The sequence below is a fragment of the Pseudomonas sp. MF6747 genome, assembly GCF_963890955.1.
Lineage (GTDB): Bacteria > Pseudomonadota > Gammaproteobacteria > Pseudomonadales > Pseudomonadaceae > Aquipseudomonas.
Genome location: NZ_CAWPSZ010000005.1, coordinates 32,083 through 47,581, shown reverse-complemented (window position 1 = coordinate 47,581; position 15,499 = coordinate 32,083). Strand labels below are relative to the sequence as shown.

Below are 15,499 nucleotides of genomic sequence, written 5' to 3'. Positions count from 1 at the left end.
AATGTAACAAAATAATTACAAAGTCCACAAGCACCCACGGCGCTAAATCGCAGGCAAATGTCGCACATAACAAAAACCCCGGATTTCGCGAGAAATCCGGGGTGGTTCGTGGCATTTAGCCACCAACTACGACAGGGTCATGTTTTTACAGGTGGGACTCGGCGTACTCGGCCAGGATCGAACGAGGCACCCCTTGCAGCGCGATATGCACGCCGTTCGGGAAGTCCTTGAAGCGTTCCGTCAGGTAAGTCAGCCCGGAGCTGGTCGCGGACAGGTAAGGCGTGTCGATCTGAGCCAGGTTGCCCAGGCACACCACTTTGGAACCGGCACCGGCACGCGTGATGATGGTTTTCATCTGGTGCGGCGTGAGGTTCTGGCATTCATCGATCAAAATCAGGCTTTGCTGGAAGCTGCGGCCTCGGATGTAGTTGAGGGATTTGAACTGCAACGGCACTTTGCTGAGGATGTAATCGACGCTGCCATGGGTGTTTTCGTCATCCATGTGCAAGGCTTCGAGGTTATCGGTGATCGCGCCCAGCCACGGCTCCATTTTTTCTGCTTCGGTGCCGGGCAGGAAGCCAATTTCCTGGTCCAGGCCCTGCACACTGCGGGTGGCGATGATGCGGCGATAACGCTTGGTCACCATGGTCTGCTCGATGGCCGCGGCCAGGGCGAGGATGGTTTTCCCCGAACCTGCGGCGCCGGTCAGGTTGACCAGGTGGATGTCCGGGTCGAGCAGCGCATACAGCGCCAGGCTCTGGTAGATGTCACGCGGTTTCAGGCCCCAGGCTTCCTGGTGCAACAGGGGTTCCTGATGCAGGTCGAGGATCAGCAGTTTGTCGACCTGGATCTCTTTGATCCAGCCCACAAACCCCTGTTCGTCGATGATGAATTCATTGATATGCACGGCCGGCAGGTTGTCGGTCAGCTGTACCTGGTGCCAGGTGCGGCCGTGGTCCTGACGGGTTTCAACTTTGCTGACGCGGTCCCAGAACGAGCCGGTCATGGTGTGATAACCGCGCGACAACATCGACACGTCGTCAACGAGTTGGTCGGTACTGTAGTCCTCGGCAGCGATCCCACACGCTCGTGCCTTGAGGCGCATATTGATGTCTTTGGTCACCAGCACCAGGCGCAAGTCCTTGTCACGAGCGTGCAGGTCGATCAATTGGTTGATGATTTTATTGTCGTTCAGGTTTTCCGGCAGCAGGCTGTTGGGCTCGCTGCGCTTGTTCATCAGGATCGACAACAAGCCCTTGGGCCCGCTTTTGCCACGCTGGATCGGCACGCCGACTTCAACGTCCTCGGGCGAGGCTTCGCCCAGGGTCTTGTCGATCAGGCGGATGGCCTGGCGGCATTCGGCGGCAACGCTGTGGTGCCCGCTTTTGAGTTTGTCGAGCTCCTCAAGCACGATCATCGGGATGGCGACGTGGTGTTCTTCGAAGTTGAGCAGTGCGTTTGGATCGTGAATCAATACGTTGGTATCAAGCACATAAAGGATTGGCTGGTCGGAAGAAGGGTTACGTCCATGATCATCCATACTCGGTCACCTTTGTGGGAGCCAGTCGACGCAATACCTGGGCGGTGCTGCGCCTCGATTCGACCACCGACTGCACCGTAGTGACGTCAAGTGCAGTGCCCACATGAGGAGTCTTGGAAGACGCCACCTGTGTTGCAGGTTTCGGCGATCTGACTTCGTAATACCGCAAAAGCGATGACAGGAAAAAGCACTTTGACGCTTTTTTGAAGTTTATTTTTCAGGATGACGAATAGCACTAGCCGAGTGCCAGCCACCCCGTTAAAGTCGGAAGTCCGCCTGCATCGAAATGTCGCACAAAATCACCCCGAAAACGCCTCATCCCCAACAGGGCCGGGCACTTGCGCTTTTTCAGCGAAACGCCTCCCGGCAGTCCTGCCAACCCAGCCCACTTTGCGCCGTTGCCTGCAGCAACATCGGCAACGCGACCCGTGCCTTGTCCTGGGTGTCGTGAAACACAATCACGCCTTTGCGCCACAGCAACATCAACGTCAGCACCCGCTGCGCGGACTCATCAGCCTTGAGTTTGCCCGGTTCGTCCTGTGAATCGATGTCCCACAACGCCACCTGTAAACCTTGCGCCTGGAAGAAGCCCTGGCTGTCGGCGCGACGCTGGCCATAGGGCGGGCGAAACAGCGGCACGTAGTTTTCCGGCATCAGGTTCTGCGCCAGCGCAGCACTGCGGGTGATCGAGCTTTGCCAGTCGACCCAATGGCTGTGGGACCGGTACTGCCAACCCTGGGTGCCTACGCACTGGCCTTGGTACAGCGCCTGCACATCGGCGGCGGAACTGCGCTCCACACGGGTTTGCAGGCTGCTGCCGAGGGCGAAGAAAGTGGCGTTCATCTTTTGCTTGCGCAGGTAGTCGGTGAGCCAGTCGGTATTGCCGCTGACCGGCGCAGGGCCGCCGTCGAAGGTCAGCAGGAACAGGCGGTCGTTGAGTTCATCGCCATTGCGTTCGTGGTCGCCGAAACGCAGGACTTCACTGCTGATTTGTGGGAACAGTGCGGCTTTGCGCAGCAGTTCGTCGAGGTAGCGTTCGTGGAAATTATGGCTGGGGTTGGCCCAGCCTATATAGAAGGATTTGTCGCTGACCTGGAATTTGCCGGCTTGCTCGCGCAGGTCGTCCATGCTTTCGACCAGGTAGCAGAATGAGGCGTCTTCTTCGCAGCTTTGTTGGGCGAAGGTGTAGTTTTCCAACAGGCGCTGCCAGAGCTGGCGGCGCAGGTCGTCGATGGCGGCCAGGTTGATGATCTTCAGCCCCAGGCGTTGTTTGAGCGCGGCTTCGTCCTGGGCTTCGCTGGCGATTAAGCTGTGGGCGAACATCAGGATCTCGGCGCGAGAAGCGACATCGAACAGCGCGGGGCTGCTGAGCTTTTCGGGCCAGGTGGTGCGGTCCAGACTGGCTACGTCAACCGGCGCCGCCTGGGCGCCCAGGCACAGCAAACAAGCTGACAGTAAAAACGCAATTCGCACACGGGGTCTCCCTTTCCAGAGTTGTCGGGCACTATAGCCGATCGTCCGGGCTGGGTTATTGGGTTGGTGGGGATATCCGTTATGTGGGTGATGGCCGAGATGGAAGCCGAACTCAATCGAATGTGGGAGCGGGCTTGCCTGCGAGGGCATCAACCCGGCGTACCTGGCTGACCGAGTTGCCTGCATCGCAGGCAAGCCAGCTCCCACAGAAAAGCCAAGCACTGCGGTGCTGGCAGTTGAACTCGGTCAACGTGTGGGAGCGGGCTTGCTCGCGAAGGGGGTGGATCCGTCAGCTCATGGGTAGCTGGCACACTGCCTTCGCGAGCAAGCCCGCTCCCACATTTGGAGCCCAGCGCATCAGATAGAGGTGTGTTGCTGTGCGCTTGATCCGCTTCTACCACTCAGGTCGGCTACCAAGTCGCCGTGCTCTGCTTTTGATCTGACAGGCCCCGTCAACCACGCTGGCCGAACGCAGGCGAGGCGCCGGGTGGTGAGTGGTTACTTTTGGCTGGGCCGGCATTCCGGGCGTTTGCCAAAAGCGACCCGCCGTAAGCGCGCAACCACCAGCCGCCGTTACCGCAGCAACGGATACGCCCCCACAGCAGCCCCCTATCACCATCATAGGTGGAGTCAAACCCCGCGACCCCCTAGAATCCCCCCCACGATTACAGGAGCCAACTTCATGCTGATGGTGATTTCCCCCGCCAAAACCCTCGACTTCGAGTCCAAGCCGGTCACCCCGCGCTTCACCCAGCCGCAATACCTGGACCACTCCCAGGCGCTGATCGAACAACTGCGTGAACTGAGCCCTGCCCAAATCAGCGACCTGATGCACGTCTCCGACAAGATCGGCGGCCTCAACGCCGCGCGCTTCGGCAGCTGGACCCCAGCCTTCACGCCAGAAAACGCCAAGCAGGCCTTGCTGGCCTTCAAGGGCGACGTCTACACCGGCCTCAACGCCGAGACCTTCAGCGACGCCGATTTCACCTACGCCCAGGACCACCTGCGCATGCTCTCGGGCCTGTACGGCCTGCTGCGCCCGCTGGACCTGATGATGCCGTACCGCCTCGAGATGGGCACCAAGCTGGCCAACGCCCGCGGCAAGGACCTCTACGCCTTCTGGGGCACCCGCATCAGCGAGTGGCTCAACGAAGCGCTTGCCGAACAAGGCGATGACGTGCTGCTCAACCTGGCCTCCAACGAGTACTTCTCGGCGGTCAAACGCACGGCCCTGAACGCGCGGATCATCAACACTGAGTTCAAGGACCTGAAAAACGGCCAGTACAAGATCATCAGCTTCTATGCCAAAAAAGCCCGCGGCATGATGAGCCGCTTTGTGATCCAGGAGCGCATCAACGATCCGGCCAAGCTCAAGCAGTTCGATCTGCAGGGCTATCGCTTCAACGCCGAGCAGTCCAAGCCGGACAACCTGGTGTTCCTGCGCGATCACGCACCGGAATAAAGCCGTACCCGCTCTAAAAACACTGAAATCCAACTGTGGGAGCGGGCTTGCTCGCGAAGACTGGTCGAGTCAGAACATCGGTTACTGACAGACCGCCTGCGCGAGCAAGCCCGCTCCCACATTTTTTTGTGCGCATTTCAGGCCCACAATCGTCATTAATCTGGCGCCAAAAAATATCCTGTCGAATTCCTAACGAATCTTTCACTCGACATTTCTGAATTTTTTTCGTAGTGGCACCACTTTTTTAAAACACTAGTGGCACAAAACTATCCCTTCGTGCCAACTACCTGTAACTACTGGCCCAAATAGCAAGTGCTATCAATATAGTACCAGTGCCATCTTTTCTAATATTTCAAGAAATTTCCGAAAACAGGATGAGTGGCCAGGAACTTCACCCTAAAGCACCGCTCATACCACCGGTAACGAAATTCTCTGTTGCTGTAAGAGATGACTTACATGGCGACCAACGGAAGTAGCAAAGTTGTCACATTTAACTTTGACTCAGGGGTCATATTACAAACCGATTAGTTAAGCGCGGCGATAAGGATGCATTGCCACCCACTATAAGGCCAAGGCTCAGCTTCCCCTAATGGGTCAGTGAGACCACCCAAGGCATTGATACTTAAAGGCTTACAGCCTCTATCAAGGCTCTGCGGCACTGGCGCCAGGCCCTTCTCCCAGGAAGGCCGGCTGCATTACAGGGCAAGCCCCAATAACAAGGCCACGTTTCGCACAACTTGAGTGCAATAGTTAGTCACTCGTTATTCAACATGCCTGTACGCGGCAAGTCGGCGTCTATTCGCCCAACTTTCGCGGCATCAGTGACGCTTGCAAACATGAACTCCGGCCATCTAATTGGCATGATTAATATCGTCTTCAATGACAAAGAGGTAAATGCGATGCGCATCAGCATATTTGGTTTGGGTTACGTTGGCGCAGTGTGTGCCGGTTGCCTGTCTGCCCGTGGCCACGAAGTGGTCGGCGTGGACATCTCCAAGGAAAAGATTGACCTGATCAATGCGGGCAAATCGCCAATCGTTGAACCGGGTCTGGGCGAACTGCTGAGCCAGGGTATCGAGACCGGGCGGCTGCGCGGCACGACCAATTTCGCCGAGGCCATCCGCGATACCGACTTGTCGATGATCTGCGTGGGCACGCCCAGCAAGAAAAACGGCGACCTGGAACTCAACTACATCGAATCGGTATGCCGCGAGATCGGTTTTGTCCTGCGTGACAAAACCACCCGCCACACCATCGTGGTCCGCAGCACCGTATTGCCGGGCACCGTGGCCAATGTGGTGATCCCGATCCTCGAAGACTGCTCCGGCAAGAAAGCCGGCGTCGACTTCGGTGTTGCGGTCAACCCGGAATTCCTGCGTGAATCCACCGCCATCGCCGACTACGACCTGCCACCGATGACCGTCATCGGCGAGTTCGACAAAGCCTCCGGCGATGTCCTGCAGTCGCTGTACGAGGAACTCGACGCGCCGATCATCCGCAAGGACATCGCCGTTGCCGAAATGATCAAGTACACCTGCAACGTGTGGCACGCCACCAAGGTGACCTTCGCCAACGAAATCGGCAACATCGCCAAGGCCGTCGGCGTCGATGGTCGCGAAGTGATGGAAGTGGTCTGCCAGGACAAAACCCTCAACCTGTCCCAGTACTACATGCGCCCGGGCTTCGCGTTCGGCGGTTCGTGCCTGCCCAAGGACGTACGCGCCCTGACCTACCGCGCAGGCTCCCTGGACGTGGAAGCGCCGCTGCTCAACTCGCTGATGCGCAGCAACGAATCCCAGGTGCAGAACGCCTTCGACATCGTCGAAAGCCACGACAAGCGCAAAGTCGCCCTGCTGGGCCTGAGCTTCAAGGCCGGCACCGATGACCTGCGTGAAAGCCCACTGGTGGAACTGGCGGAAATGCTGATCGGCAAGGGCTACGACCTGAGCATCTACGACAGCAACGTCGAATACGCCCGTGTTCACGGCGCGAACAAAGACTACATCGAAGGCAAGATCCCGCACGTTTCGTCCCTGCTCAACTCGGACTTCGACGCGGTGATCAACAACTCCGACGTGATCATCCTTGGCAACCGCGACGAGAAATTCCGTGCCCTGGCGCATAACGCACCACACGGCAAGCAAGTGGTCGACCTGGTGGGCTTCATGTCCAAGGCCACCAGCGTGAGCGGCCGCACCGAAGGCATTTGCTGGTAACAGCAACAGCAAGTTCCGGGCTGCAAGCGTACCAATCCCCAGCGCTTGCAGCCTGGAGCCTTCTTCACCTTCGGATGACGCTTATGTCCAAGTTAAAACACGTACTGCTCCAATCCGCCGGCTGGCTGTTGTTTTTGAGCCTGCTGATGGGACTCGCCCTGCTGTTACCGGCGAGTACGTTCGACTCCGAGTCGAAGAATTTTATTTTCCTGATTGGCGCCGTCGGCATCTGGCGCTACTCGATGGGTGCTACGCATTTCTTTCGCGGCATGCTGTTCCTGTACGTGGTCTACCCACACCTGCGCCGCAAAGTGCGCAAGCTGGGCAAAGCCGCCGACCCCTCCCATGTATTCCTGATGGTCACAAGCTTTCGTATCGACGCGCTGACCACCGCTCAGGTGTACAGCTCGGTGATTCGCGAGGCCATCGAATGCGGCTTCCCGACCACCGTGGTCTGCTCGCTGGTGGAAATGAGCGATGAGCTGCTGGTGAAAAGCCTGTGGGAACGCATGAACCCGCCGGACCACGTGAAGCTTGATTTTGTGCGCATCGCCGGCACGGGCAAGCGCGACGGTCTGGCCTTTGGCTTTCGCGCCATCTCCCGCCACCTGCCGGATGACCGCGCCGTGGTTGCGGTGATCGATGGCGACACCGTGCTCGCCGAAGGTGTGGTTCGCAAGACCGTGCCGTGGTTCCAGCTGTTCGGCAATGTCGGCGGCCTGACCACCAACGAGTTCTGCGAAGTGCGCGGCGGCTACATCATGAGCGAATGGCACAAGCTGCGCTTCGCCCAACGCCACATCAACATGTGCTCCATGGCCCTGTCCAAGCGCGTGCTGACCATGACCGGGCGCATGTCGGTGTTCCGTGCCAGCGTGGTCACCGACCCAGGCTTCATCGCCGACGTTGAAAGCGACTCGCTGCAACACTGGCGCCTGGGCCGTTTCAAGTTTTTGACCGGCGATGACAAGTCCAGCTGGTTCAGCCTGATGCGCCTGGGCTACGACACGTTCTACGTGCCGGACGCCGCGATCAACACCGTGGAACACCCGCCGGAAAAGAGCTTTATCAAAGCCAGCCGCAAGCTGATGTTCCGCTGGTACGGCAACAACCTGCGCCAGAACTCCCGTGCCCTGGGCCTGGGTGTACGCCGACTCGGCCTGTTCACCAGCGTGGTGCTGTTCGACCAGCGTGTGTCGATGTGGACCTCCCTGCTTGGCCTGACGGTGGCCTTTATCGCCACCTTCAAATACGGCGGCGCATTCATCCTTGCGTACCTGCTGTGGATCGGCATCACCCGCCTGATCCTGACCCTGCTGCTGTCGTGCTCCGGCCACAAGATCGGCCCGGCCTACCCGGTGATTCTCTATTACAACCAGATCATGGGCGCGCTGGTGAAGATCTACGTGTTCTTCCGCCTTGATCAACAGTCCTGGACCCGCCAGGACACCAAACTGACCCGCGATTTGGCCAGCTTTCAACGTTGGTTCAACACCTGGTCGTCTCGGACCATGACCTTCTCCGCCGGCAGCATTTTCGTCGCCGTGTTGCTGATGATGGTCTGACCCTGCCAAGCCTGAATTAACTAGGAACTACACACCATGAATAGCCAAGTAAACGCCAACGTTGTCCACGAATCCGAAGCCCAGCGCCAACATGCCCGGGTGAAAATCCCGGCCAAGCTGCGCTTCTTCAACACCGACCGCACCCAGACCGAAGCACGGGTGATCGACCTGTCCGCCGGCGGCCTGGCGTTCACCGCCACTCAGCCGTTGACCGTCGGTGAAGTGCACAAGGGCCGCCTGCAATTTGTCATCGATAACCTCGGCCTGGCGATGGACGTAGAGCTGCAGATTCGCTCCTATGACCGCCAGACCGGCCGCACCGGTTGCCAGTTCCAGAACCTGGACGCCCAGGATATTTCCACCCTGCGCCACCTGATCACCTCGCACTTGTCCGGTGACATCGTGACCATGGGCGACGTGCTGGCGACCCTGCAGCGCGACAACTTCACCAAGGCGCGCAAGGTCAAGGACGGCGGCAGCAACATGAGCGCCGCGGGCCGCCTGCGCGCCGTTGTGTTCAGCGCAGGTATCTTCATCGTCGGCCTGGCAGCGTTCGGTTTCATCTTCAAATCGGTGTACGGCATGTACTTCGTCAGCCACGCTCAGGCTGGCCTCGTCAGCGTGCCGGGCATGAACGTGACCATGCCGCGTGACGGCACCGTGCAAAGCCTGCTCAAAGGTGACGCGGTCGCCGCCAAAGGCGCGCCACTGGCGACCTTCAGCACCAGCATGCTCGATGTGCTCAAGGGCCATCTGGACGAAGACCAACTGCAACCGGCCAAGGTTGAGGAGCTGTTCGGCAAGCAAATGACCGGCACCCTGACCTCGCCTTGCGATTGCGTGGTTGCCCAGCAACTGGTCGCCGACGGTCAGTACGCCAGCAAAGGCGATGTGATCTTCCAACTGGTGCCACGCGGCAGCCTGGCCAATGTGGAAGCGCGCTTCACCTACCGCCAGTTCGCCGACGTTCGCCCAGGCACACCGGTGAGCTTCCAGGTTGCCGACGAAGAACAGATCCGCACCGGCACCATCGTCAGCAGCACCAGCCTGAACAGCGCCGACCTGTCTTCCGACATCCGCGTGCAGATCAAGCCGGATGCGCCGCTGGACAGCACCTACGCCGGTCGCCCGGTAGAAGTGACCAGCGACCGCGGCCCATCGCTGAACTGGCTGATCGATAAAGCCACGGCTCACGGTCTGTAAGCGAGGACATGCCTGTGACGACTCCTATTCCGACTACTCCACAATCCTTGTGGGAGCGGGCTTGCTCGCGAAGGGATCAGCGCGGTATGCCTGATGTACCGCGTCGCCTGCTTCGCGAGCAAGCCCGCTCCCACATTGGATCTCTGTGCACACTGGCATTGGCGATCTCTTTGACTGGTTGCGCCGGCCTGCCCGACCAGCGCCTGGCCAACGAAGCCCTCAAGCGCGGCGACACGGTCACCGCCCAGCAAAATTACCAGCAGCTGGCAGACCTGGGTTACAGCGAGGCCCAAGTGGGCCTGGCCGATATCCAGGTGACCACCCGTGACCCCGAGCAAATCCGCCAGGCCGAAGCCACCTACCGCGCGGCCGCCGATACCTCGCCACGCGCCCAGGCCCGTCTGGGTCGCCTGCTGGTCGCCAAGCCCGGTGCCACCGAGGCCGAGCAGCACGAGGCTGAAGGCCTGCTGAAAAAAGCCTTTGCCAATGGCGAAGGCAATACCCTGATTCCGCTGGCGATGCTGTACCTGCAATACCCGCACAGCTTCCCCAACGTGAATGCCCAGCAACAGATCAGCAAGTGGCAGGCGGCGGGTTACCCGGAAGCAGGTTTGGCTCAGGTGCTGCTGTATCGCACCCAGGACACCTACGACCAGCATCTGGATGACGTGGAGCGCATCTGCAAGGCCGCGCTGAACACCACCGACATCTGCTACGTCGAGCTGGCCACGGTCTACCAGAAAAAAGCCGAGCCGGAAAAACAGGCCGAGCTGCTCAAGCAAATGGAAGCCGGCTACAGCCGTGGCACCGTCACCGCACAGCGTGTCGACAGCGTGGCCCGCGTGTTGGGCGATGCAACCCTGGGCAAGACCGACGAGAAAACCGCGCAAGCCCTGCTGGAAAAAATCGCCCCCGGCTACCCCGCTTCCTGGGTCAGCCTGGCGCAACTGCTCTACGACTTCCCGGAACTGGGCGACGTCGATCAAATGATGAAGTACCTGGACAACGGCCGCGCCGCCGACCAGCCGCGCGCCGAGCTGTTGCTGGGCAAGCTCTATTACGAAGGCAAGTGGGTCCCGGCAGATGCCAAGGCCGCCGAAGCACATTTCGAGAAAGCCGTGGGCAAGGAAGTGGCCGCCGATTACTACCTCGGCCAGATCTACCGCCGTGGCTACCTGGGCAAGGTCTATTCGCAAAAAGCCCTCGACCATTTGCTCACTGCTGCGCGCAACGGCCAGAACAGCGCCGACTTCGCCATCGCGCAATTGTTTTCCCAAGGCAAGGGCACCAAGCCCGACCCATTGAACGCCTACGTCTTCAGCCAGTTGGCTAAAGCCCAGGACACGCCAGAGGCCAATGACTTGGCCACGCAGCTAGAAGCCCCGCTCACGCCAGAGCAACGCGCCGAAGGCCAACGCCTGGTGCAACAGGAACTGGCCGCGCGCGGCACCCTGGCCCAGAGCACGCTGCAACTGCACGCCCTGCAAGAAGAAGACGGCGAGGAATCCCTATGAAGCTCAACCCATTCGTCAAGGCCGGCATCGGCCTGACCTTCGCCCTGCTGTGGTCGTGCCCGACCCTGGCCGCGCTGACCGAAGCCAAGAACTTCGGCCTGGAAGTCAAAGCCACCGCGCAATCGGAAGATGACCGCGACCTCGGCACGCAGAAAGGCGGCGACGTCAACGGCATCGGCCTTGACCTGCGCCCGTGGGTCTACGGCGAAAGCGGCGCGTGGAGCGCCTACGCCATGGGCCAGGCGGTCGTGTCGAGCGACATCATCGAGACCGACACGCTGCAACAGTCCTCCGATGACACCACCGAACAATCGAGCAACGACGACCGCAAAGCCAAAAAGAACTACCTGGCGCTGCGCGAGTTCTGGGTCGGCTACAGCGGCTTTACGCCCTACCCTGGCGAGATCCTCAAGTTCGGCCGCCAGCGCCTGCGCAATGACGACGGCCAATGGCGCGATACCAACATCGAGGCGCTGAACTGGACCTTCGACACCACCTTGCTCAAGGCCAACGTCGGCGCTGCCGAACGCTTCAGCGAATACCGCACCGACCTCAAGGAACTGTCGCCCAAGGACAAGGACCGCCAGCACTTCTACGCTGACGCCGCCTACCAGTGGACGCCGGGGCAGTGGATCGGCCTGCGCGGTCATCACACCCATGATGACGGCAAGCTCGATTACGCCGAACCGGGCGTAGCCACCGACCCGTTGGACAAGCGCGAAAACGGCGACCTGACCTGGCTCGGCATCGAAGCCAACAGCGACGCCTACAACTGGCGCAACACCAACACCGTCAACTACTGGGCCAGCGTCACCGGCATGAAAGGTGACCGCGACACGGTCAACGCACTCAACGCCGACGGCACCCGCCCCACCCAGGCCAAGCGCAGCGATGATGTGAGTGGCTGGGCGACTGACCTGGGCGTGCGCCTGCGCCTGGACCCGCAATGGCAAGTCGGCGCGGCGTACTCCCGCGCAAGTGCCAACTACGAGCAGAACGGCCTGCAAAGCAACCGTTCGAACTGGACCGGCACCCAGTCGCGCGTGCACCGCTTCGGCGAGGCGTTTCGTGGCGAGATGAACAACATGCAGTCCATGAGCCTGTTCGGTTCCTGGCAGCTGCGCGAGGACTATGACGCCAGCCTGGTCTATCACAAATTCTGGCGTGTCGACGGCAACAAACCGGTGGGCAGCAACGGCATCGATGCCGTGCAGAACAACACCGATGACGTGACCGGCGCGATCCTGTCCAGCACTTCCCTGCCGCTTGAAGACGGCAAGAAAGACCTGGGCCAGGAGATGGACCTGGTGGTCACCAAGTACTTCAAGAAAGGCCTGTTGCCGGCGGCGCTGAGCCAGTCGATCGACGAACCGTCGGCCCTGGTGCGCTTGCGTGCCGGTGTGTTCAAGCCAGGTGACGCGTATGGCAGCCAGGTCGACTCGTACATGCATCGCGCCTTTGTCGACGTGATCTGGAAGTTCTGATGGGAGCCTGCGCAATGATTCCTCAAAAAATGCTGGTTGCCGCGATGCTGATGGCCAGTGCCACAGCCTTCGCCGACACCCCGCAGCAGGGCAAGGCGCCGACCATCGCCAAAGAACTGCAACAGGCCAAGACCTACACCATCTCCAGCCCGCCGACCGCGCCGCTGGAAATGGCCAAGCCTGCGCTGCCGGACCTGTCGGGCTACACCGCCGCGGCGATGGAAAAGAAGATCGTCAGAAGCAAACCCGGCAAAGTCAGCATCCGCCGCATGATGCAGGAAGACGCGCTGAAGGACTTTATCGGCGGCGATAACAAGATGGCCGAATGGGTGGTGCGCCAGCACGGCATTCCTCAGGCGATCTTTGTCGACGACGGCTACCTGAACCTCAAGGACCTGCTCGGCAAAGTGCCCAAGCAATACCTGAGCGAAACCTCACCGGGTGTGTTTCTGGCCAAGCTGCCGATCGTGGTCGGGCGCAAGGGCATTCTGGAAATCGACAAGAAGACCCAGGAGCTGCGCCTGTCCCAGCAAGCCGGTTCGTTCCTGATCAACGACGGCCAGTTGTTTGTGCGTGACACAAAGATCACCGGCTGGAATGAAAAGACCAATGGCCCGGCGCTGTTTCAGTCGCCCAAGGAGTTTCGCCCGTTCCTGCTGGCCTGGGGCGGCACCGAGACTTACGTCGCCAACAGCAAAATGGCGAGCTTCGGCTACGCCAACAGTAAGTCGTACGGGGTGAGTATTTCCCAGTACACGCCGAACATGGCCAAGGTGCTCAAGCGCCCTGAGCCGACCGGCTGGATCGTCGATTCCGAGTTCTCGGACATGTGGTACGGCTTCTACTGCTACGAAACCACAGGCTTCGTGCTCAAGGGCAATACCTACAAAGACAACATCGTCTACGGCATTGACCCGCACGACCGTTCCCACGGCCTGATCATTGCGGACAACACCGTCTACGGCACCAAGAAGAAGCACGGCATCATCATTTCCCGGGAAGTGAACGACAGCTTCATCTTCAACAACCGCAGCTACGACAACAAGTTGTCGGGCCTGGTGATCGACCGTAACAGCGTGAACAACCTGATTGCCGACAACGAGATCTACCGCAACCACACCGACGGCATCACGCTCTATGAGAGCGGCGACAACCTGCTGTGGGGCAACAAGGTGATCAGCAATCGTCGCCACGGCATTCGCATCCGTAACAGCGTGAACATTCGCCTGTACGAAAACACCTCGATGGCCAACGGCCTGACCGGCGTGTACGGCCACATCAAGGATTTGACCGACACCGACCGCGACATCGCGCTCGACCCGTTCGACGCCAAGGTTTCGCTGATCGTGGTCGGCGGTGAACTGGCCGGTAACGGCAGCGGGCCGCTGTCGATCGACTCGCCCTTGAGTGTCGAGCTGTACCGCGTGTCGATGCTGGCGCCGACCAAATCCAGCGGCATCAGCTTCAACGGCGTGCTGGGTGATCGGCAGGAAGAAATTCTCGACCTGTTGGTGCGCCAACAGAAAGCCGTGCTGATCGACCCTGTCGAACGCCAGACCGAAATGCAGGACTGAGGATGACCCTTATGCACCCACACATGATCAAATTGCTGAGCCTCTCGGGTCTGACCCTCGGCCTGCTGGCGGCCAGCCAAGGCGTGCGCGCCGATGACGTCAAAGCGCCGACCTTTACCGCCGAACCGTGCTGCAGCCTGTGCCCCGCGGCCCATGACGCGAAGAACTACACCACGCGTTATCAGCAGAACTTCACCACCCTGGTGCAAGCCCAGGGCGACTGGCTGTTCCGTACCCAGGAAGACCTGCGCACCGAATTTGACACCAGCCCCGCCGGCTACAAACGCATGCAACAGCTGCACGATGCGTTCAAGGCCAAGGGCGTGGAACTGGTGGTGGTCTACCAGCCGACCCGTGGCCTGGTGAACCGCAACAAGCTCAACCCCGAAGAGAAAGCCAAGTTCGATTTCGACAAGGCACTGGGTAACTACAAAACCATGCTCGGCCGTTTCGCCAAGATGGGTTACGTGGTACCCGACCTGTCGCCGCTGACCAACGAGCAACTCCCGGATGAACTGCCGGCCCACGATTTCTATTTCCGCGGCGACCAACACTGGACGCCCTACGGTGCCCAGCGCACCGCGAAAATCGTCGGTGCCAAAGTGCGTGCGATGCCTGAGTTTGCGGACATTCCCAAGCGCGAATTCGAAACCAAGCGCTCCGGACGCATGGGCAAGACCGGTACCCTGCACAACATGGCCGGGCAACTGTGCGGCACCAGCTACGCGATCCAGTACATGGACCAGTTCACCACCGAGCCCAAGGGCGAAGCGGGCGACGGCGACTTGTTCAGCGATTCGGGCAACCCGCAGATCACCCTGGTCGGCACCAGCCACAGCGGCAAGAACTACAACTTCGCCGGCTTCCTGGAACAGGAAATCGGCGCCGACATCCTCAACGTCGCCTTCCCCGGCGGTGGCCTCGAAGGCTCGATGATCCAGTACCTGGGCAGCGACGAATTCCAGAAAACCCCGCCGAAAATTCTGATCTGGGAATTCTCGCCGCTGTACCGCCTCGACCAGGAGACCATCTACCGCCAGATGATGTCGCTGCTCGACAACGGCTGCGAAGGCAAGACCGCGCAGATGAGCGCCAGCACCACGCTCAAACCCGGCAAGAACGAATTGCTGGTCAACAGTTCGAACAAAGACCTGCGTAACAGCAGTCACCAGGTCGACATCCGCTTCGCCGACCCGTCGGTGAAAACCCTGCAAGCCACCCTCTGGTACATGAACGGGCGCCACGAGGACATCAAGATCGAGAAACCCGAAACATCCGATACAGACGGGCGTTTCGCCTTTGAACTGCGCACCGATGAAGACTGGGCCTCGCAGAACTTGCTGGCCGTGGAAGTGCAGGGTCCCGAAGCGGGCGCTGCCGCGCAGAAAGTCGAAGCGAAAATTTGCACACGCAACGTATTCCCTGCCGGTGGTCAACAGACCGCATCGGCCGGGCAATGAGGTTACCT

10 protein-coding genes are annotated in these 15,499 nt (G+C 59.9%); 8 read left to right on the top strand and 2 right to left on the bottom strand.

The window, feature by feature from the left end; all coding sequences use genetic code 11:
• Positions 1-145 precede the first annotated feature (145 nt).
• Together AACW30_RS06485 and AACW30_RS06480 are read right to left on the bottom strand one after the other, a co-directional pair.
• Positions 146-1,540: a PhoH family protein gene (locus AACW30_RS06485; RefSeq protein WP_053254513.1), complete on the bottom strand. Its 1,395-nt coding sequence runs from the start codon at positions 1,538-1,540 to the stop codon at positions 146-148.
• A gap of 348 nt (positions 1,541-1,888) precedes the next feature.
• A complete protein-coding gene (locus tag AACW30_RS06480; protein ID WP_200624533.1) occupies positions 1,889-3,013 on the bottom strand; it encodes a polysaccharide deacetylase family protein in 1,125 nt (374 codons plus the stop codon).
• A gap of 682 nt (positions 3,014-3,695) precedes the next feature.
• On the opposite strand from AACW30_RS06480, the gene yaaA reads away from it, so the two are divergent.
• The 8 genes from yaaA (at position 3,696) to AACW30_RS06440 (ending at position 15,491) form a co-directional block, all read left to right on the top strand.
• The gene (gene yaaA, locus AACW30_RS06475) at positions 3,696-4,475 is read left to right on the top strand and encodes a peroxide stress protein YaaA (RefSeq protein WP_106579528.1); all 780 of its coding nucleotides are present in this window, start codon (positions 3,696-3,698) and stop codon (positions 4,473-4,475) included.
• Positions 4,476-5,374: 899 nt separating this feature from the next.
• Positions 5,375-6,691, top strand: coding sequence for a nucleotide sugar dehydrogenase (locus tag AACW30_RS06470; RefSeq protein ID WP_106579580.1), 1,317 nt, complete (start codon positions 5,375-5,377; stop codon positions 6,689-6,691).
• Positions 6,692-6,774: 83 nt separating this feature from the next.
• The gene (alg8, locus tag AACW30_RS06465; protein WP_164487910.1) at positions 6,775-8,256 is read left to right on the top strand and encodes a mannuronan synthase; all 1,482 of its coding nucleotides are present in this window, start codon (positions 6,775-6,777) and stop codon (positions 8,254-8,256) included.
• A gap of 36 nt (positions 8,257-8,292) precedes the next feature.
• Positions 8,293-9,459, top strand: coding sequence for an alginate biosynthesis protein Alg44 (locus tag AACW30_RS06460; RefSeq protein WP_106579530.1), 1,167 nt, complete (start codon positions 8,293-8,295; stop codon positions 9,457-9,459).
• 86 nt (positions 9,460-9,545) lie between these two features.
• Positions 9,546-10,973, top strand: a complete 1,428-nt coding sequence (gene algK / locus AACW30_RS06455; protein ID WP_234452619.1) for an alginate biosynthesis TPR repeat lipoprotein AlgK — start codon at positions 9,546-9,548, stop codon at positions 10,971-10,973.
• Complete coding sequence (locus AACW30_RS06450; protein WP_119738436.1) at positions 10,970-12,457, top strand: alginate export family protein; 1,488 nt, start codon at positions 10,970-10,972, stop codon at positions 12,455-12,457. Before algK ends, AACW30_RS06450 begins: the two co-directional genes overlap by 4 nt.
• A complete protein-coding gene (gene algG, locus AACW30_RS06445; protein WP_124416479.1) occupies positions 12,457-14,031 on the top strand; it encodes a mannuronan 5-epimerase AlgG in 1,575 nt (524 codons plus the stop codon). Before AACW30_RS06450 ends, algG begins: the two co-directional genes overlap by 1 nt.
• Before the next feature lie 11 nt (positions 14,032-14,042).
• Positions 14,043-15,491, top strand: a complete 1,449-nt coding sequence (locus AACW30_RS06440) for an alginate O-acetyltransferase (RefSeq protein WP_106579582.1) — start codon at positions 14,043-14,045, stop codon at positions 15,489-15,491.
• Positions 15,492-15,499: the final 8 nt, after the last annotated feature.